The 16,877-nt window shown below is 66.1% G+C and carries 15 protein-coding genes; 9 read left to right on the forward strand and 6 right to left on the reverse strand.

Features of this window, described 5'->3' with window-relative positions; translation table 11 throughout:
* Positions 1 to 70 precede the first annotated feature (70 nt).
* Positions 71 to 1,102, reverse strand: coding sequence for an adenylate cyclase regulatory domain-containing protein (locus CSQ99_RS04560; protein WP_099037876.1), 1,032 nt, complete (start codon positions 1,100 to 1,102; stop codon positions 71 to 73).
* A gap of 40 nt (positions 1,103 to 1,142) precedes the next feature.
* Between CSQ99_RS04560 and CSQ99_RS04565 the strand changes: the two genes are divergently transcribed.
* Entirely contained in the window at positions 1,143 to 1,658 is a 516-nt protein-coding gene (locus tag CSQ99_RS04565) for a DNA-deoxyinosine glycosylase (protein WP_099037877.1), read from the forward strand.
* 61 nt (positions 1,659 to 1,719) lie between these two features.
* On the opposite strand, the gene CSQ99_RS04570 is transcribed toward CSQ99_RS04565, so the two are convergent.
* Positions 1,720 to 3,096: an amidase gene (locus CSQ99_RS04570; protein ID WP_099037878.1), complete on the reverse strand. Its 1,377-nt coding sequence runs from the start codon at positions 3,094 to 3,096 to the stop codon at positions 1,720 to 1,722.
* A 65-nt stretch (positions 3,097 to 3,161) separates the two neighbouring features.
* Between CSQ99_RS04570 and CSQ99_RS04575 the strand changes: the two genes are divergently transcribed.
* Positions 3,162 to 3,599, forward strand: a complete 438-nt coding sequence (locus CSQ99_RS04575) for an HIT family protein (RefSeq protein ID WP_099037879.1) — start codon at positions 3,162 to 3,164, stop codon at positions 3,597 to 3,599.
* A 3-nt stretch (positions 3,600 to 3,602) separates the two neighbouring features.
* Positions 3,603 to 4,046 carry a nitroreductase family deazaflavin-dependent oxidoreductase gene (locus CSQ99_RS04580; RefSeq protein WP_099037880.1) on the forward strand — a complete coding sequence of 148 codons (444 nt, stop codon included), beginning with the start codon at positions 3,603 to 3,605 and terminating at the stop codon, positions 4,044 to 4,046.
* Here CSQ99_RS04580 and CSQ99_RS04585 read toward each other — a convergent pair whose 3' ends face one another.
* Together CSQ99_RS04585 and CSQ99_RS04590 are read right to left on the reverse strand one after the other, a co-directional pair.
* Entirely contained in the window at positions 4,047 to 5,084 is a 1,038-nt protein-coding gene (locus CSQ99_RS04585; RefSeq protein WP_099038081.1) for an LLM class flavin-dependent oxidoreductase, read from the reverse strand.
* A gap of 7 nt (positions 5,085 to 5,091) precedes the next feature.
* Positions 5,092 to 6,348 (reverse strand): FAD-dependent oxidoreductase, encoded by a 1,257-nt coding sequence (locus tag CSQ99_RS04590; protein WP_099037881.1) that lies wholly within the window; start codon positions 6,346 to 6,348, stop codon positions 5,092 to 5,094.
* Positions 6,349 to 6,402: 54 nt separating this feature from the next.
* Here CSQ99_RS04590 and CSQ99_RS04595 point away from each other — a divergent pair, with 54 nt between their 5' ends.
* On the forward strand, positions 6,403 to 7,020 hold the full coding sequence (locus CSQ99_RS04595) for a TetR/AcrR family transcriptional regulator (protein WP_218014576.1): 618 nt from the start codon (positions 6,403 to 6,405) through the stop codon (positions 7,018 to 7,020).
* On the opposite strand, the gene CSQ99_RS04600 is transcribed toward CSQ99_RS04595, so the two are convergent.
* Positions 6,995 to 7,834: a uracil-DNA glycosylase gene (locus tag CSQ99_RS04600; RefSeq protein WP_099037883.1), complete on the reverse strand. Its 840-nt coding sequence runs from the start codon at positions 7,832 to 7,834 to the stop codon at positions 6,995 to 6,997. The two genes, CSQ99_RS04595 and CSQ99_RS04600, sit on opposite strands and share 26 nt — an antisense overlap.
* Before the next feature lie 58 nt (positions 7,835 to 7,892).
* On the opposite strand from CSQ99_RS04600, the gene tap reads away from it, so the two are divergent.
* The gene (gene tap, locus CSQ99_RS04605) at positions 7,893 to 9,134 is read left to right on the forward strand and encodes a multidrug efflux MFS transporter Tap (protein WP_099037884.1); all 1,242 of its coding nucleotides are present in this window, start codon (positions 7,893 to 7,895) and stop codon (positions 9,132 to 9,134) included.
* Between the two features lie 21 nt (positions 9,135 to 9,155).
* On the opposite strand, the gene CSQ99_RS04610 is transcribed toward tap, so the two are convergent.
* Positions 9,156 to 11,780: a helix-turn-helix transcriptional regulator gene (locus tag CSQ99_RS04610; protein WP_099037885.1), complete on the reverse strand. Its 2,625-nt coding sequence runs from the start codon at positions 11,778 to 11,780 to the stop codon at positions 9,156 to 9,158.
* A gap of 130 nt (positions 11,781 to 11,910) precedes the next feature.
* On the opposite strand from CSQ99_RS04610, the gene CSQ99_RS04615 reads away from it, so the two are divergent.
* The 4 genes from CSQ99_RS04615 to CSQ99_RS04630 all read left to right on the forward strand — a co-directional run bounded on the left by CSQ99_RS04615 (position 11,911) and on the right by CSQ99_RS04630 (position 16,864).
* Positions 11,911 to 13,566, forward strand: a complete 1,656-nt coding sequence (locus CSQ99_RS04615; protein ID WP_099037886.1) for an L-lactate permease — start codon at positions 11,911 to 11,913, stop codon at positions 13,564 to 13,566.
* 22 nt (positions 13,567 to 13,588) lie between these two features.
* The gene (locus tag CSQ99_RS04620; RefSeq protein ID WP_099037887.1) at positions 13,589 to 14,956 is read left to right on the forward strand and encodes an FAD-binding oxidoreductase; all 1,368 of its coding nucleotides are present in this window, start codon (positions 13,589 to 13,591) and stop codon (positions 14,954 to 14,956) included.
* Between the two features lie 82 nt (positions 14,957 to 15,038).
* The gene (locus tag CSQ99_RS04625) at positions 15,039 to 16,280 is read left to right on the forward strand and encodes a cytochrome P450 (RefSeq protein WP_099037888.1); all 1,242 of its coding nucleotides are present in this window, start codon (positions 15,039 to 15,041) and stop codon (positions 16,278 to 16,280) included.
* Positions 16,280 to 16,864 carry a TetR/AcrR family transcriptional regulator gene (locus tag CSQ99_RS04630; protein WP_099037889.1) on the forward strand — a complete coding sequence of 195 codons (585 nt, stop codon included), beginning with the start codon at positions 16,280 to 16,282 and terminating at the stop codon, positions 16,862 to 16,864. The genes CSQ99_RS04625 and CSQ99_RS04630 overlap by 1 nt, the downstream gene beginning before the upstream one ends.
* Positions 16,865 to 16,877 lie beyond the last annotated feature (13 nt).

Below are 16,877 nucleotides of genomic sequence, written 5' to 3' on the forward strand. Positions count from 1 at the left end.
CGGCGCGGTGTTCCACAAAGGCAAGCTACTCGAACGGCCCGTTGGCATCACACCCGCCGAGAGCGACGAATCAACCGAAACCGAGGTCGCCTGAAACAACCTCATCCACAGGTCTTGACAATATCTCACGGGCGGCACCAGTCACTCGACTGGCCAGATTCACGGGCCTGCCGAACCAGTCACCGGCCCGGCTGACCGCCATCCCGGTCGCCATACCCGCGCGGACGCGCGGGATCTCGTCGTCACCCTCCGTCGCGTCGACCAACCTCATCACAGCGTCGAGCAGCAGCACCGGATCGGGACTGACCAGCATGACTTCGTCGCCAATGGTCTTGATGAAACGCACAGGCGGGACCGCGACCTCGTGCGCGAGGTCGGTCAGACGGTGGGCGAGTCCTTCCAGTTCTTCTGGCGGCACCACTTCGCCGAGGCTCGTGAACCCGACGAGGTCGGCGAAGGCGATGCTCACCAGGCGCGCGCCCGGAAGCCGTTGGCCCTCGGCCAGTTCAGATGCGCTGATAGCCTCGGTTTCCAGCAGATGTCGCAGCTGTAGTCGTAACATCTCCTGGATCATGGGACCGAGCAGTGGGGCTGCTTTCCCGACGAGCAGTTCCGAATTTCTCGCGATGGTCAACTCACTCGCGTTCGGATCGAGGATCGAAGCCAGCCCGGCGTAACGCATCACTTCGGCCGCTCGCGACAGGCCATCGGACAGGAGCCGGGTGATCTGTACGAGCTGATCGGGTTCGATTCCGAGTTCGATGAAGTGTTGCCCATAGGCCGCGGCTTCGGCGTCCGCTCGCGAGTGCACGGCGGCATCGGGATCGTCCACGGTCGGCAGGCCGATCGCGCGTTGCAAGCGCTGGAGCAACTCCAGGTCGATGCCGGTCTTCTCGCAGGTCTCGCGGGCCGACACGTAGGTCCCGTCCTCACCCAGAACTCGGCGAGCGGCGAGCAACATCGGCATGAACGACGCCCGGATCTGGTCGACGGTGAAGTCTTCGCCCAACAGCCACTCGATGAGTTCAGCGCGCTCGGTCCTGGCCTTGCCGTCGAGACCGTCGAGCAGCCCGGACGCCTCGATGTCGAAGTCTTCGGCCACCGCGTCAACGTATACCGCCCAAGCGTGCGATATTCGGCCCATGACCGCGCCAGAAGTGCATGGGCTTCTGCCGATCGTCGGCGACGGGGCGCACACCTTGATCCTCGGCAACATGCTCAGCGTGCGCTCTGTTCAGTCCCAGCAGTACTACGGCAATCCCCGCAACGCGTTCTGGCGGATCACCGGTGAGCTCTTCGGGTTCGCCGCCGACGATCCGTACCACGACCGGACGGCGGCGCTTGTCGCCAACGGCATCGCGGTGTGGGACGTACTGAAATCATGTCGGCGCGCAGGCAGTCTGGATTCGGCGGTAGAGCCGGACAGCATGGTGGGAAACGACTTTGATGAGCTGTTCATCGCACAGCCGGGCATCACGCGGGTCCTATTCAACGGTGCGGCCGCGGAGAAGAACTTCAACCGTCTCGTCCGTGTCGCTCCGGCCGCTCCGGATGTGCACTATCGGCGGCTTCCGTCGACGAGTCCCGCCCAGACGATGCGTTACGAGGAGAAGTTGACCGCCTGGCGCGAGGCGCTCGAACGTCGCGAGCGTGCGTAAAGTCGCGATAGTTCTAGGCGTGTCGTCCGCAGACACGCACGGTCGCGGAGAATTGAGGGCGCTAGGACACCGCCGGGCGGCGATCCGCCCACGGTCGCGCCTTCTCGATCTGGGCACTCAGTGACAGCAGTGTCGCCTCGTCAAACGGCCGCCCCACCAACTGGATCGCTGTCGGCACGCCGTTGCCGTCAAGGCCCCATGGCACGACGGCGGCCGGCTGACCCGTCGCATTGAACACCGCCTGGAACGGCACCCGGGCGGCGACCAACGTCAGCGTCGACACTGCGCCGCGCCGCTGATAGGCGCCGATCCGCGACGGTCCCAACGCAGTGCCCGGAGTGAGGACGACGTCCACATCGTCGTAGATCGACTGAACGCGTTCGGCGAGTTCACGCTCTGCCGCCCTGATCCGAATCATTCGCTCATCGGAGACCAAGCCACCGATCCGGGCGAACTCCCGGGTACGCGCTTCCAGTCGCTCCGGGTGAGGCAAAGTCTGCACGTCGTCGTACGCCCCACGGAAGTACCGCGACAATGCATGGGCTATCGCCGTCGATGGATAGTCGGGATCCCGCAGCACAACCTGATGCCCGAGATCCCGCAGCAGCGCTGCCGACTCCTCCACTGCCGCGCGCTGCTGGGCACCCACCCGCGTCACCACTCCCAACGGGACCTTCGTGCTGACCGCAATCCGAAGCATGCCAGGCTCTTTCGCCGCAGCGGCGACGAAACCTGACTCGTCACTCGTCACATCGAGAAACAGTGCGGCGTCTTCGACCGTTCGCGCGATCGGGCCGTTGACGGTCAGGCCGTTCCAGGCGTCGTCATGGGGCGCCAGCGGTACCCGATCTCGCTGCGGCTTGATCCCGAACAGCCCGCACCACGTCGACGGGATCCTGATCGACCCCATGCCGTCGGACCCCAACGCCATCGACGCGAGACCCGCGGCAACGGACGCGGCGCTGCCGGCGCTGCTGCCGCCGGGCGTGTAGTCGGTATTCCACGGATTTCTCGTAGCACCGAACGCGACCGTTTCTGCGAACGACCACAACGTCATCTCGGGAACCGCGGTCTTGCCGACGAAGACGGCACCCGCCTCGCGGAGTCGCGCGATCACCTCGGCGTCGGCGGTGCGAGCGGGGCCGTGGGCCGCAGTCCCATACGTCGTGGTCTCACCAGCGATGTCAACGTCGTCCTTGATGGCGATCGGCACACCGAGCAGCGGCACCCGCTCACCCGCGTCCAGGCGGGCCTGGGCGGCCACCGCCTGCTCCCGAGCGCTGTCGGCGAGGACGACGCGGTAGGACCGGAGTTCGGGATCGAGGCGGGCGATGCGATTCAGATACACATCGAGTAGCGCAGGCGCGGTGATGGTGCCGTCCGCCAGCATGCGGGCCTGCTGCGCGGCGCCGGCGAAGGCGAGTTCACGATCGTCCATGTCATACCTCCGTCTCGCCGCGCACCCGGCGACTGCGGGCGTGTCGATCAGGCTAACGTGGCCGAATGGCCTGTGTGTTCTGCGCTGTCGTCGCCGGCGAATCTCCTGCCATCAAGATCCATGAGGAGGACGACTATCTGGCACTGCTGGACATTCGCCCCTTCACCCGGGGCCACACACTGGTCATCCCCAAGCGGCACACCGTCGACCTGACCGATACGCCGCCGGAGACGGTCGCCGCGATGGTGACCATTGGGCAGCGGATCGCGCGCGCGGCGCGGCAGTCCGGCCTACACGCCGACGGCAACAACATCGTCATCAACGACGGCAAGGCCGCCTTCCAGAGCGTGTTCCACATCCACCTGCATGTCCTGCCCAGGCAGAGCGGCGACAAGCTGTCCTTCGCGAAAGGCATGCTGCTACGGCGCGACCCGGACCGGGAGGAATCCGGACGCCTCCTACGGGAAGCGCTTGCCAAACTCGACTCCGCCGAGAGGGATTGACCCATGGCTTCACGCATGCAGCGCGCGGCGCTGAAGATGCTGAGCGTCCACGACAAGATCTACCAGGCCAGTAACGGCTGGATCGGTCACCGCCTGCCCTTTGCTCCGCCGAACCTGTTGCTGCGCTCGGTCGGAGCGAAAACGGGTGCGGCAAGAACGAACTCGCTGACCTACGCCAAGGACGGCGAGTCCTATCTGATCGTCGCGTCCAACGCGGGCGCGAAACGGTATCCGGCCTGGTATCACAATCTGAAGGCGCAACCAGAGGTCGAGATCAACGTGGGACCCAAGCGGTTTCCGGTCACAGCGCGGATCGTGGGACCAGAAGATGCCGACTACGCCAGACTCTTCCGGATCGCCGACGAGAACAACAGCGGCCGCTACACGGCCTATCAGAAGAAGACGACGCGGCCGATCACCGTCATCGCGCTCACGCCGAAAGCCTGACTAGAACAGCTCCTTGGACAGCAGCTCCAGCGTCTTGTCCCGCGCAGGGGCGGTCGCGGGGTCGGTTCCGCGGCGTGCTGACGCGGCCGGGTTGACCATGACCTCGTCGACATCGAACTCCTCGGCCAGTGCACGCATCTGCTCGGCCGCCTCCGTCGGTGATCCGACCACGGTACGACTCAGGACGGCTTCGGCGATGTGCTGTGCCTGCGGGCTGATCACCGCGGACTGGGCATCCTCGACGAGGTCGAGGGCACCAAGCGGCTGACCGGTCCGAAGGCGCGCCATCATCTGCAGGTTGGGCAGCGCCAGAGCTATTGCCTCGTCATGCGTTTCAGCCACCACCGCGTTGACGGTGAGGAACGTCAGCGGTTCTGGCGCCAGCTCGCTGGGCCGGAATTCCGACCGGTAAACGGCCAGCGCCTCGGCTGTGCCCTGGCCCGAGAAGTGGTGCGCGAACACATACGGCAGACCCTTCGCGGCGGCCAGGTGCGCCGAGTACATCGACGATCCCAGGAGCCAGAGCTTCGGCTCCGTCACCGCGGCCGGCGTCGCCTTGAGGACATAGTGCTGGTTCGGGATCGGCACCCGGACACCGCGCGCACCCATCAGGGCGACGACATCATCGAGATACTCCGGAAACGCCTCGATGTCCCGATCGTCACGTCCGGCGGCACCGCGCAGTGCCATCGACGTGACCGGGTCGGAACCCGGCGCCCGGCCGATGCCGAGGTCGATACGTCCCGGGTGCGCGGCCTCCAAGAGCGCGAACTGCTCGGCGACGGCCAGCGGCGCATGATTGGGCAACATGACGCCACCTGAGCCGAGCCGCAGCCGGGTGGTGTGCGCGGCCAGATGGGCGATGACCACCGGGGGGCTGGTCGCCGCGACCGACGGCATGTTGTGGTGCTCGGCGATCCAGTAGCGGGTGTAACCGAGCCGGTCAGCGGTCTGCGCCAGGTGGGTCGATGCCGCGAGGGCATCCGACGTGGACTGGTCGGTGCGCACCGGGACGAGGTCTAGAACGGAAAGCTGCATTGCACCATCAACGCTGCGTGGCGCCGGCACGTTCCCGGACAAGCGCATCCGGGTCCGGTTGATTCCCCAGTAGCCGCTGAATGGGCCGTAGTGCCCGCTCGACACTCATGAACCGCATCGCCAACTCGCGGGCCCAAGCCAGGGTTCGGCTGCGGCGAAACATCACCTTCGCCAACTGGCGCGAATTGTCCTGGGCCGCCTCCACGCGTGGACGTTGACCTTGTTCGAAGGCTCGCAGCAGACGGGAAAGACCCGCCCGGTCCGCATGACGCAACATGCGGGCGAGCACCCACGCTGACTCCATCGCCATGCCCGCACCCACACCCGCGGTGGGCAGGAAACCCGCGGCCGCATCACCCAGCAACACGGTGTGCCCGGTTGTCCATGCCGGCGCGCGGCAATCGGTGAGCGACCAGTAGTACGGGTTTGCGTCTTCCGCCACCGCCGTCAGTGCGCCGGCGATCCGCGGGTTGATCGTCGCGAGCCTTGCGCGGATCCGCTCGGTGAACGGACCGGGCCCCGCAATAGTGTCGGCCCGTGGGCCGCCGAGAAATATGCCCAAGGCCCCGGCGACGGGATACATCCCGATGAAAAATCCGTCGCCCCAGACCTCTTCGCCCAGATCGGTTTCGACTTCGGCATGTTCCGCGTCTTTCGACCGGGCCCACACCACCCAGCCACCCCACTTGGTGTCGGTGATCCCCGCGGGCCGGTATGCCGGCACCAATTCACGGGTCGTGGAATGCATTCCGTCGGCAATGACGATGAGATCGAAGTCGAGTCGTTGTGCCACATCGGCAGTCGCGACGCGCGCCTCCACGCCGCGTGGAGTTTCTCGTATCTCGGTGACCGTCGAGTCGAACGCGACGGGACATCCGTCCGCCGAGAGTACGTCGAGCAGTTCGCCGCGTGCGATGCCGCGGTAATCCCCGAAGCTGGCCATGATTTCTGCCATCGAATCCTCGCGCAGCAGACGGCCCGTGTGACCGTGCACGGCGTAACGCTGCAGTGCCACGCTGGACGCGCGGTATCGGTCCCCGACGGCGAGGTCTTCGATCGCCGCGTCGACCATCGGCATCAGGGCGAGCATGTAACCGGCGGCGGAGGCGTCGCCGGTCCGCTCGATGACCACCGGGTGACGCCCGCCCCGGCGCAGCAGTTGCGCAGCCGTGACACCGGCGATGCCCGCCCCGACGACCAACACCTTCAGATCGTCAGCCTTGGCCTGCTCATATTGCTTTTCGACGGTTGCCGGAATGAACATATCCGCCAATCTACCATTCTGTGAACTAGGTGGTCCACTTGCTAACATGGTCGCGTGAACACGGGTCGGCTCCGGCGAATGGACCTTGATAGGAGACGTCGGCTCGTCGAGATCGCAGCGGCCGAATTCGCGTCTGAAGGCTACGGAAACGCCTCTCTCAACCGCATCATCGACGGCTGCGGCATGAGCAAGAGCTCGTTCTACTACGTCCTGAACTCCAAGGCCGACCTTTTCGAATTCGTGGTTCGCGAACTGTTGGATAGTGCCGCCGGGACGATCTCAATTCCGAAGCCGGAGGAATTCGCGGGGTGCATGTTCTGGCCACGGCTCGAGCGGTTCTTCGCCGATCTCGTCGTCGCCTCACAAACCCACGAGTGGTTCCTCACCCTGGGCCGGATGTTTTACAGCCAGTCGCCGTCGACGGAGCAGGGCACCGTGAGCGACACCCTGGCCGCGGTGCGCGCCTGGGTCGAAGAACTCCTGCTGGTGGGTCGGGCGTCGGGAGCGGTGCGGGACGACCTGCCAGAGGCGTTGCAGGTTCCCCTGGCCTTGGGGGTGATCCAGGTGTTCGACGAGTGGACGGTGGCCCACTACGACGAGATTCCGCCCGCCGAGCACGGTTCGCTTGCCGACGCCCAATTCGCAGCTATTCGACGGCTGCTAGAGCCTTAGCCTGCTCGAACACATCGTCGAGCATCTGCGGAGTAAGCCTCCCGGTGAACGTGTTCTGCTGGCTGGGGTGGAAGCAGCCGACGAGCGTGACCTCGCCGAGGTCGGCCAGCGCACCGTGCCCGAACTTCGGTGCCGGCGATCCGACGGCCCCGCCGGCGTTGCGCACCATGTCGAGCGCCGCCCGCCACCCGAACCCGCCGAGCGCGATGATCACCCGCACGGACGAATGCGTAAGTCGCCACTCAGCATCGAGCCACGGCGCGCACGCGGCCCGCTCCGCCGGGGTCGGCGCGTTGGCAGGCGGCGCGCAGCGCACAGCGGCGAGCACACGAGTGTCGTTGAGCGCCAACCCGTCCGCGGCGTCGACACAGAGCGCCTGGTTCGCCAGCCCTGCGCGATGTAGCCCGGCGAAGAGGAAGTCCCCGGAGCGATCGCCGGTGAAGACCCTGCCGGTGCGATTACCCCCGTGCGCCGCAGGCGCAAGTCCCACGATCATCACCGTCGGTCGCTGTGAACCCCACCCGGGGATCGGGCGTCCCCAATACGGCTGGTCTGCGTAGGACTTGCGCTTGACGACGGCGACGTCTTCACGCCACTGCACCAGCCGGGGACAAGCTCGGCACACCGACACTTCGGCCTCCAGCTGTTCGAGCGCCGTCACCGCACGGGCCAGCCGTCTCACCTGCGTCGGCGTTGCCGCGACAACGGTCGAGGACGTGGCCACGTCACCGGGCCACCCGACACCCGGCGGTACCGGCGAGTCGAACAGTGCTCCGGTACGCGGATGGGCCAGCTTCACATGAACACTGTGCATGCGGGGCAATATGGCGTGCCGAGCGGCCCCCACCGCTGCTAGATTCCTCGGGATCACCATGACGAAAAGCAAGCGCGGCCCGCTCTACCTCATCCTGTTCTCCGCGCTGATGGCCGGCGCCGGCAACGGCATCTCGATCGTCGCATTCCCATGGCTTGTATTGCAGCGCAACGGCTCTGCCATTGAAGCATCGGTTGTGGCGATGGCGGGGACCCTGCCGCTGCTTGCGGCCACCCTGATCGCGGGCGCCGCAGTGGACTATCTCGGGCGCAGGCGAGTTTCGATGATCTCCGACACGTTGTCCGCGTTGTCGGTGGCGGCGGTGCCTGTGCTGGCACTGATCTACGGGGTCGACGTCATCAACGTTGCGGTGCTGGCCACCCTCGCCGCTCTCGGCGCCTTATTCGATCCGGCAGGTATGACCGCCCGCGAGACCATGTTGCCGGAGGCGGCCGGTCGCGCGGGCTGGACGCTGGACCACGCCAACAGCGTCTACGAGGCGATCTTCAATCTGGCCTACATCGTCGGCCCGGGTATCGGCGGACTGCTGATCGCCACGCTCGGGGGCATCAACACCATGTGGGTGACGGCGACGGCGTTCGTCTTGTCGATCATCTCGATCAGCGTGCTGAGGTTGGAAGGCACCGGAAAACCCGACAAAGACTCGCTGCCCGAGAACGTCTGGGCGGGCATCGTCGAGGGACTGAAGTTCGTCTGGCACAACCCGGTGCTGCGAGCATTGGCGTTCGTGGACCTGGCCGCCACCGGGCTCTACATGCCGATGGAATCGGTGCTATTCCCCAAATATTTCACGGATCGCAATGAGCCCGCGCAGCTCGGTTGGGTGTTGATGGCGTTGAGTATCGGCGGTCTGATCGGCGCGCTCGGGTATGCGGTGCTGTCGAAGTACATGAGCCGCCGCACAACCATGCTGACCGCGGTTCTCACGCTCGGCGTGGCGATGACCGTGATCGCGTTCCTACCCCCGTTGCCGATGATTCTCGTGCTGTGCGCCGTGGTCGGACTCGTGTACGGGCCGATCGCGCCGATCTACAACTACGTCATGCAGACGCGGGCCCCAAAGCACCTGCGCGGCCGGGTCGTCGGGGTGATGGGCTCGCTTGCCTACGCCGCAGGCCCGTTGGGATTGATCGTGGCGGGCCCGCTCGCCGACACCGCCGGCCTCCATGTGACCTTCCTGGCACTGTCTCTGCCGATGCTGCTGCTCGGCGTGGGGGCGATCTTCATGCCCGGGCTGCGGGACCTTGATCGCCCGCCGCCCGCCGAAGCGTCAGCCTGAGCAGAACGTTCGGCCAGAGTTCTAGCGTGTCGCGGCGGGCCCCGCCCGAGCGATGCTCGCCAGTTCCTCACGGGAGCTCGCCCCGACCCGTTGACAGGCGCGGTACACGTGACCCTCGACGCTGCGGACGGACATCACCAGCCGGTCGGCGATTTGACGGTTGGTCAGGCCTGTCAGGACGAGTTCGACGATCTCACGCTGACGACCGGTCAAGGGCTGGCTGGCCGGGCTGCGCAACGCCGGTGTGCACAGGCCGCCGCACGCATCGCTGAGTTCCTTGGCCACCGCGGCGGCATAAAGACCGCGCTTACGTTGTTGGCCCGCCGTGAAGGCCACCGCCGCCTGCGCGGCGACATCGGCGGCGGCCGCACGGTCACCGATAGCCTGATAGTTGCTCGACGCCAGCAGTAGGCCTTCGCCGTCGTTGGTGGCCAACGATTCCGTATGCCGGGCAACGGCTTTGGCCAATGGCAGGTCCAGCTCGTCAGCGAGCTCGCGGGCACGCCCCGCACCGGCGACGTCGCCCCACTGCGCAGCCACCTGTAGACATGCCAGTTCGTGAGTCGGTTGATTACGGTCGCGCGCCGCTGCCCCGGCCGACTGCACGGTGGTGATGGCCTCGTTGACGCACCCATTGGCGGCAAGCGACCACCCCGTGGCGATGCTCAGCGCAGTCTGCATGAACAGGTAGTCGGGCGGGACGCAGGACTGCGCCTCGGCGATCGCGTCCTTGGCGGGCTGCGCCTCGCCGAGCTTCGCGTGCGCCTCGGCGAGCAGAAAGCAGGTGGCAGGTCGCAGACCGGTTCTGACACTGTGTCTTTCGACACCGGCGAGCGCCTCATGCAGGAGTCTCACTGCGCCCCTGACATCGCCACGCATCAGGTCGGCGACACCCATCAGCGAGGCGAGGTTCGCGTAGGCCAGGCTCGGAGCCTCACGTGCCGAGTCGGCAAGGCGCGCAACCATGGCCACACATTCGTCGGTCCTGCCGGTCAGCCGGCACGCCCGGGCGTAGACACTGCCGAACCAGAAGCGCATGTGAGACGCCTGGAATGACGTGATGGAACGGTCGAGAGCGACCTGCGCCACAGTGCTGAGTTCGTCCCCCCGGCCCAGGGCGCCCAGGGCCATGGTCAACGCGACCGACGCCAGCATCGCATGGAAATCCGAAAGTAAGCCGGATTCCAGTGCGGCCACGGCCTTTTCCACTGCGGAGTCACAGCGGGCGGAGACCGCATCGACGCAAGCTTCCACGGCCGTCCGCGCAGCCGTCTCGGCCGGCGATTCCGGACCGCGGGCGGCCAACTCATCCAGCAGAGCGGCGGCGTCGTTGCACCGGCCCAGCATCCAGATCAGGTTGGCGGCCCGCAGGGTGGCCCACTGGTATGCCCCTTCGCCGCCGTCATCGCCGATTGCGCTCAAGACCTCCTCGGTCTGGGGGCCTCGCCCGAGAAGCAGCAGGTTCATCGCCCGCACCGCGAGAGCATCGGGCGCTCCTGCCGACGCTGCCGCGGTGGCGAATCGATCGGCCAGGTCGAGGTCCAGCAACGTCATCGCATATTGCGCGGCCTGAAGGCACAGTTGCGGATCGGTGGGCAGATCGGACTCCAGCGCCAGCAAGGCCCGGCGCACGATGGCCTGGGAGTCTGCGTCCGCATCCTGGGCGAGCCGTAGCGCCAACCGGCCGCGGATCTTCGACAGGTACATTTCGCCCGCGGCGGCCCGCCGGAGTTCGCCGTACAGCGGATGCGCCAGGCGGGCAGTCAGTTGACCACCGGAGCGCTCGATGGTGATCAGGTGCAGCTGTTCGGCGCATTCGATGTCACCCCGTCCCACCAGATCACACAGCACGTCGACGGCGAGTGGTTCGCATTGCGACAGGGTGTCGACGACGAGGGCCACGTCCGGATCAAGTTCGTGCAGTCGCCTGCCGACCATGTCGCTGATGCTTTGCGATACCGCGACGTCGCCGTCCCACATCCAGACACCGGCCACCATCCGCATCCGTCCCGCGGCCACTTGGTCCTTGACGAGTTGGTGGCCGAACAGCGCGTTTCCGCCCGTGAGCTTCCAGAAGCGGCGCGCACTGCGGGCGTCCACGACACCACCGACGGCGGTTTCGATCATCGCGCGGGTGGCGTCGACGGTCAGCGGCTCCAGGTCCAGGCGGGTGAGCAGGCCGTCCTTCCACAGGGCGGTGATGGCATCCGGCGGTTTCGTGCCCGCGCGCAACGTCACCAGGAGGCGGGCGCCACGACTGTGGGCAAGTTGATGAACGACGTGTGCGGACAGTCCGTCGAGCAGGTGCGCGTCGTCGACGCCGAGCAAAATCCGGCCCTGACGTTGTTGAGCGACAAAGGAATTGATCACGTGCCGCACATTGGGCATGGGGTCGGCAATCGGATCGCTGATCAATGCGGTGAAGGCGCCCAGCGGAAGCGCCCTCGCCGATTCCGTGCCGACGATCCAGTTCGTGCGCTCACCCGCGTTCTCGGCGCGCGCGAGGACTTCGCGTGCGAGCCGGGTCTTTCCGACGCCCGCGGCCCCCACGATCACGACGCCGGAATTCTTGCTGCCCCCGCTGAGCGCGCGACGAATAGTTGAGAGCTCGCCGTCGCGTCCCGCCAGCGGATCCCCGCTGATCACGGCGCGACTATAACCCGCTCGGCGAGCTCTCGGCCGTTGAACGACGGGGATTCCCGTTGCGGCGTTTCACATCCGGCCGACCCGGGGTACCCGAAGGAGATGTGACGCGCGGCACAACTCGAGGAAAGTCATGTACCAGCAAATTCTTGATCCGGTCGCCGGCTCGCTCGCCTGGAGTGCGGTGATCGCGGCGCTACCGCTCCTGCTGCTTTTTGTGATGCTCGGCGCGTTGAAGATGACGGCGTGGGTGGCGTCGCTGATATCGCTGGCCGTCAGCATCGTGATCGCCGTCGTGGTCTACGGAATGCCGGTCGGCCAGACCCTGCTGGCAGGCACCGAGGGCGCCGCGTTCGGTTTCTTCCCGATTCTGTGGATCGTCATCAACGCGATCTGGGTGTACCAGATGACCGTGGAAACCGGGCATTTCGACGTGTTGCGACGATCATTCAGTCAGGTGAGTGACGACCAGCGAATCCAGGCCATCATCATCGCGTTCTCGTTCGGCGCGCTGATCGAGGCGTTGGCCGGGTTCGGCACCCCGGTCGCGGTGACCTCGGTGATGCTGATGGCGCTCGGCTTCAAGCCGCTGAAGGCGGCCGTGCTCGCGTTGGTCGCCAACACCGCCCCCGTTGCGTTCGGCGCCATGGCGACGCCGATCATCACGTTGGGCAAAGTCACCGAGCTGCCCGTCGACACGCTCGGCGCAATGGTGGGTCGGCAGACCCCGATCCTGGCGCTGCTCGTACCGCTGGCTCTTGTCGCCATCGTCGACGGCTGGCGCGGCGTCCGGGAGACCTGGCCGGCGGCCGTGGTCTGCGGCGTCGTCTTTGCGGTGGCCCAGTACGCGACCTCGAACTTCCTGTCCGTGCCGTTGGCCGATGTGGTCGCATCGCTGGCTTCCGCCGCCGCGGTGGTGGCGTTGGTGCGAGTCTGGCGGCCAAAGCACGCCTATACCGAACAGCCCGCGCCCGTCGCGGGCGGCGCTGCCGACGAACCTTCCGCCGATTTCGCCCAGCGGGTCGAGAACGGCGACAACCGTCACGATTCGCGTGCCGATGTCATCCGGGCGTATGCGCCGTACGCGATTATCATCGCGGTCTTCGTCGTGTGTCAGATATCCGTGGTGAAAAGCCTGCTCGACAAGGCGACGTTCGCCTTCGACTGGCCGGGCCTCGACGTCGTCGACCCGGAAGGCGAGTCGTTGTCACTCACCAAATTCAGCCTGAATCTGCTCACCACTCCTGGCACCCAGATGCTCGTCGCAGGCATCCTCACAATGGTCGCGTTGAAGCTTTCCGCGTCACGGGCACTCAAGGCCTACGGGGTGACACTGCATCAGCTCCGCTGGGCGATCGTCACGGTCATGACGGTGCTGGCACTCGCCTTCGTGATGAACCTGTCCGGGCAGACGATCACCCTCGGCACCTGGATGGCCGCGGCGGGTGGAGCATTCGCAATCCTGTCCCCCATCCTCGGGTGGCTCGGGGTCGCCGTCACCGGCTCCGACACGTCCGCCAACTCCCTCTTCGGGGCACTGCAGGTGACAGCGGCGAATCAGGCTGGGCTGTCTGACGTTCTGATGGCCGCGTCGAACAGTTCCGGCGGCGTGCTGGGCAAGATGATCTCGCCGCAAAACCTTGCCATCGCGGCAGCGGCCGTCGGCCTCGACGGCAAGGAAGGCGACATCTTCCGCCGGGTCGTGCTGTGGAGTCTGGGCTTCCTGTTGCTGATGTGCATCCTGTCGGGGTTGCAAGCCACCCCGGTGCTGTCGTGGATGGTCCCGTGATGCACGCTCGTAGGATCGATCCGTGAGTGCGAATGTGTTGGCGGCCCTGATCGACGAGTTGCCCGACGGAACCGTCGTCACCGATCCCGACATTCTGACGTCCTACCGGCAGGACCGCGCGTTCGATCCGAACGCGGGCATACCACTGGCGGTGGTGCGGCCGCGATGCACTGCCGACGTGCAGGCGACGCTGCGGTGGGCCACCGCCAATAAGATCGCGGTCGTGCCGCGGGGCATGGGCACCGGTCTTTCGGGCGGCGCCACGGCGCTCAACGGCGCCATCGTCCTGTCCACCGAGAAGATGCGCGACATCACCGTCGACCCGGTCACCCGTACGGCCGTCGCGCAGCCAGGACTCCTCAACGCCGAGGTCAAGGCGGCGGTCGCCGAGCATGGGCTGTGGTATCCACCCGACCCGTCGTCATTCGAGATCTGCAGCATCGGCGGCAACATCGCCACCAACGCCGGCGGACTGTGCTGCGTGAAGTACGGGGTCACTACCGACTATGTGCTCGGCCTCGAGGTGGTCCTGGCCGACGGCACCGCGGTGCGACTCGGCGGACCGCGGCTCAAGGACGTCGCCGGGCTCTCGCTGACCAAGCTGTTCGTCGGTAGTGAGGGCACGCTCGGTGTGATCACCGAGGTGACGTTGCGCCTGCTGCCACCGCAGCAGGTGGCCAGCACCGTCGTCGCCACGTTCGACTCGGTCGAAGCCGCCGCACAATCCGTCGTCACCATCACCGGCAAAATGCGGCCGTCGATGCTGGAGTTCATGGATTCGACGTCGATCAACGCCGTCGAGGACAAGCTGCGGATGGGGCTGGACCGGACCGCCGCCGCGATGATGGTCGCGGCGACCGACGACCGCGGCGCGACCGGCATCGAGGACGCCGAGTTCATGGCCGAGGTATTCACGAAACACGGTGCGAAAGAAGTGTTTTCCACGTCGGATCCGGACGAGGGCGAAGCCTTCGTCGCGGCCCGCCGATTCTGCATTCCCGCCGTGGAGTTGAAGGGCTCGCTACTGCTCGAGGATGTCGGCGTCCCGCTGCCTGCGCTGGCCGAGCTCGTCAGCGGCGTGACGAAGATCGCCGCGAACCACGATCTGTTGATCTCGGTGATCGCGCATGCCGGCGACGGCAACACCCATCCGCTGATCGTGTACGACCCCGCCGATGCCGCGATGAGCGAACGCGCCCACCAGGCCTTCGGCGAGATCATGGATCTGGCCGTCGGCCTCGGCGGAACGATCACCGGGGAGCACGGCGTCGGCCGGTTGAAACGCCCCTGGCTCGAGGGCCAGATCGGCCGCGAGGCGATGGAACTCAACAGGCGCATCAAGGCGGCGCTCGATCCCGACAACATCCTGAACCCGGGCGCCGCGATCTAGTCGCTGTGCGCTATCTGCGACAGATCCGCAAATCTGCCGATATCTATTGACAAGATCATGCGCGCTGTCGTACCAATGAGACATGACGGCTACTCTGTCTCAGAGCTCACCGGTCCGTTTCCAACTCGCCACCGCCGACACCTGGGCCAGCCCGTGGGAGATGTACCGGGCACTGCGCGACCACGACCCCGTGCACCACGTCGTCCCCGCAGACCGACCCGACCACGACTACTACGTGATGTCTCGGCACACCGACATCTTCGCGGCGGCGCGTGACCACGAGACCTTCTCGTCGGCACAGGGCCTCACGGTCAACTACGGCGAACTCGACCTCATCGGTCTCGCCGACAACCCGCCGATGGTCATGCAGGACCCGCCGGTACACACCGAGTTCCGCAGGTTGGTGTCGCGAGGTTTCACACCGCGCCAGGTCGAGGCGGTCGAGCCCAAGGTGCGGGAGTACGTCATTGAACGCATCGAGGGGTTGCGCTCCAATGGCGGCGGCGACATCGTTGCCGAACTCTTCAAGCCGCTGCCGTCGATGGTGGTCGCGCACTACCTTGGTGTGCCCGAAGACGACCGCGACAAGTTCGACGGGTGGACCGATGCGATCGTCGCGGCCAACACCGCCGATGGCGGCATCGGTGGAGCGCTCGAGCATTTGGGCGACGCGCTGGGCGAGATGATGGCCTACTTCACCGCGCTGATCGAAAAGCGTCGTGCCGAACCCGAGGATGACACGGTGTCCCATCTCGTAGCCGCAGGCGTCGGCGCCGACGGTGACATCGCGGGTGTGTTGTCGATCCTCGCGTTCACCTTCACGATGGTCACCGGCGGTAACGACACCTCGACCGGCATGCTCGGCGGCTCCGTGCAGCTGCTGCACCAGCGGCCCGACCAGCGAAAGCTGCTGGCGGACAACGTCGATCGAATCCCCGACGCCATCGATGAGTTGCTGCGCCTGACCTCGCCGGTACAGATGCTCGGCCGAACGGTGACCCGCGACGTCACGATCGGCGACACCACCATCCCCGAGGGCCGACGCGTGATGTTGCTGTACGGATCGGCCAACCGTGACGAACGCCAATACGGAGATGACGCGGGTGAGCTCGATGTGACACGCAAGCCACGCAACATCCTGACCTTCAGCCACGGTGCGCACCACTGCCTCGGCGCCGCAGCCGCGCGGATGCAGTCGCGAGTAGCCTTGCGCGAACTGATGACACGGATCCCCAACTTCGAGGTCGACGAGGACAAAATGATCTGGGCCGGAGGCAGTTACGTGCGTCGGCCGCTGTCGGTTCCGTTCACGGTGATCACCTGATGGCCGGCGACTGGCTGGCCGCACGACGCACCGAGGTGGCCGCCGACCGCATTCTCGACGCGGCGGGCGACCTGTTCGCCGAGAAAGAAGCCGCGACCGTCGGCATGCACGAAATCGCCTCGGCCGCAGGGTGCTCGCGCGCCACGCTGTACCGGTACTTCGAGAACCGTGAAGCGCTCTATACCGCGTATGTGCATCGCGAGTCGTACCGGCTCTACCGCGAGATGACCGATCAGATCAACGCGCTGGTCGATCCGCGCGATCGGTTGATCGAGGGCATCCTCACGTCACTGCGCAATGTCCGTGAAAGCCCCGCGCTGTCATCATGGTTCGCGATGACGCAGCGACCGATCGGCGGCGATATGGCCGAGCAGTCCGAAGTCATCAGGGCATTGACCGAGGCATTCGTCATCTCCTTGGCGCCCGATGATCCCAAGATCGTCACGCACCGGGCCCGCTGGCTGGTGCGGGTCATCACCTCACTGCTGGTTTTCCCCGGCCACGACGAAGCCGACGAGCGCGCGATGATCGAGGAGTTCGTCGTACCGATCGTCGTGCCTGCGACGGCGGAGACGTCCGGGTAGCTTCCCGACAGCT

The sequence above is a fragment of the Mycobacterium neglectum genome, from assembly GCF_002591975.1.
In the GTDB taxonomy this organism is placed as follows: domain Bacteria; phylum Actinomycetota; class Actinomycetes; order Mycobacteriales; family Mycobacteriaceae; genus Mycobacterium; species Mycobacterium neglectum.

Excerpts from the sequence above, each read along its gene's own strand:
- CSQ99_RS04565 (WP_099037877.1), top strand. The coding sequence starts at position 1,143 with ATGACCGCGCCAGAAGTGCATGGGCTTCTGCCGATCGTCGGCGACGGG.
- CSQ99_RS04570 (WP_099037878.1), bottom strand. The coding sequence starts at position 3,096 with ATGGACGATCGTGAACTCGCCTTCGCCGGCGCCGCGCAGCAGGCCCGC.
- CSQ99_RS04575 (WP_099037879.1), top strand. The coding sequence starts at position 3,162 with ATGGCCTGTGTGTTCTGCGCTGTCGTCGCCGGCGAATCTCCTGCCATC.
- CSQ99_RS04580 (WP_099037880.1), top strand. The coding sequence starts at position 3,603 with ATGGCTTCACGCATGCAGCGCGCGGCGCTGAAGATGCTGAGCGTCCAC.
- CSQ99_RS04585 (WP_099038081.1), bottom strand. The coding sequence starts at position 5,084 with ATGCAGCTTTCCGTTCTAGACCTCGTCCCGGTGCGCACCGACCAGTCC.
- CSQ99_RS04590 (WP_099037881.1), bottom strand. The coding sequence starts at position 6,348 with ATGTTCATTCCGGCAACCGTCGAAAAGCAATATGAGCAGGCCAAGGCT.
- CSQ99_RS04600 (WP_099037883.1), bottom strand. The coding sequence starts at position 7,834 with ATGCACAGTGTTCATGTGAAGCTGGCCCATCCGCGTACCGGAGCACTG.
- tap (WP_099037884.1), top strand. The coding sequence starts at position 7,893 with ATGACGAAAAGCAAGCGCGGCCCGCTCTACCTCATCCTGTTCTCCGCG.
- CSQ99_RS04615 (WP_099037886.1), top strand. The coding sequence starts at position 11,911 with ATGTACCAGCAAATTCTTGATCCGGTCGCCGGCTCGCTCGCCTGGAGT.
- CSQ99_RS04625 (WP_099037888.1), top strand. The coding sequence starts at position 15,039 with ATGACGGCTACTCTGTCTCAGAGCTCACCGGTCCGTTTCCAACTCGCC.
- CSQ99_RS04630 (WP_099037889.1), top strand. The coding sequence starts at position 16,280 with ATGGCCGGCGACTGGCTGGCCGCACGACGCACCGAGGTGGCCGCCGAC.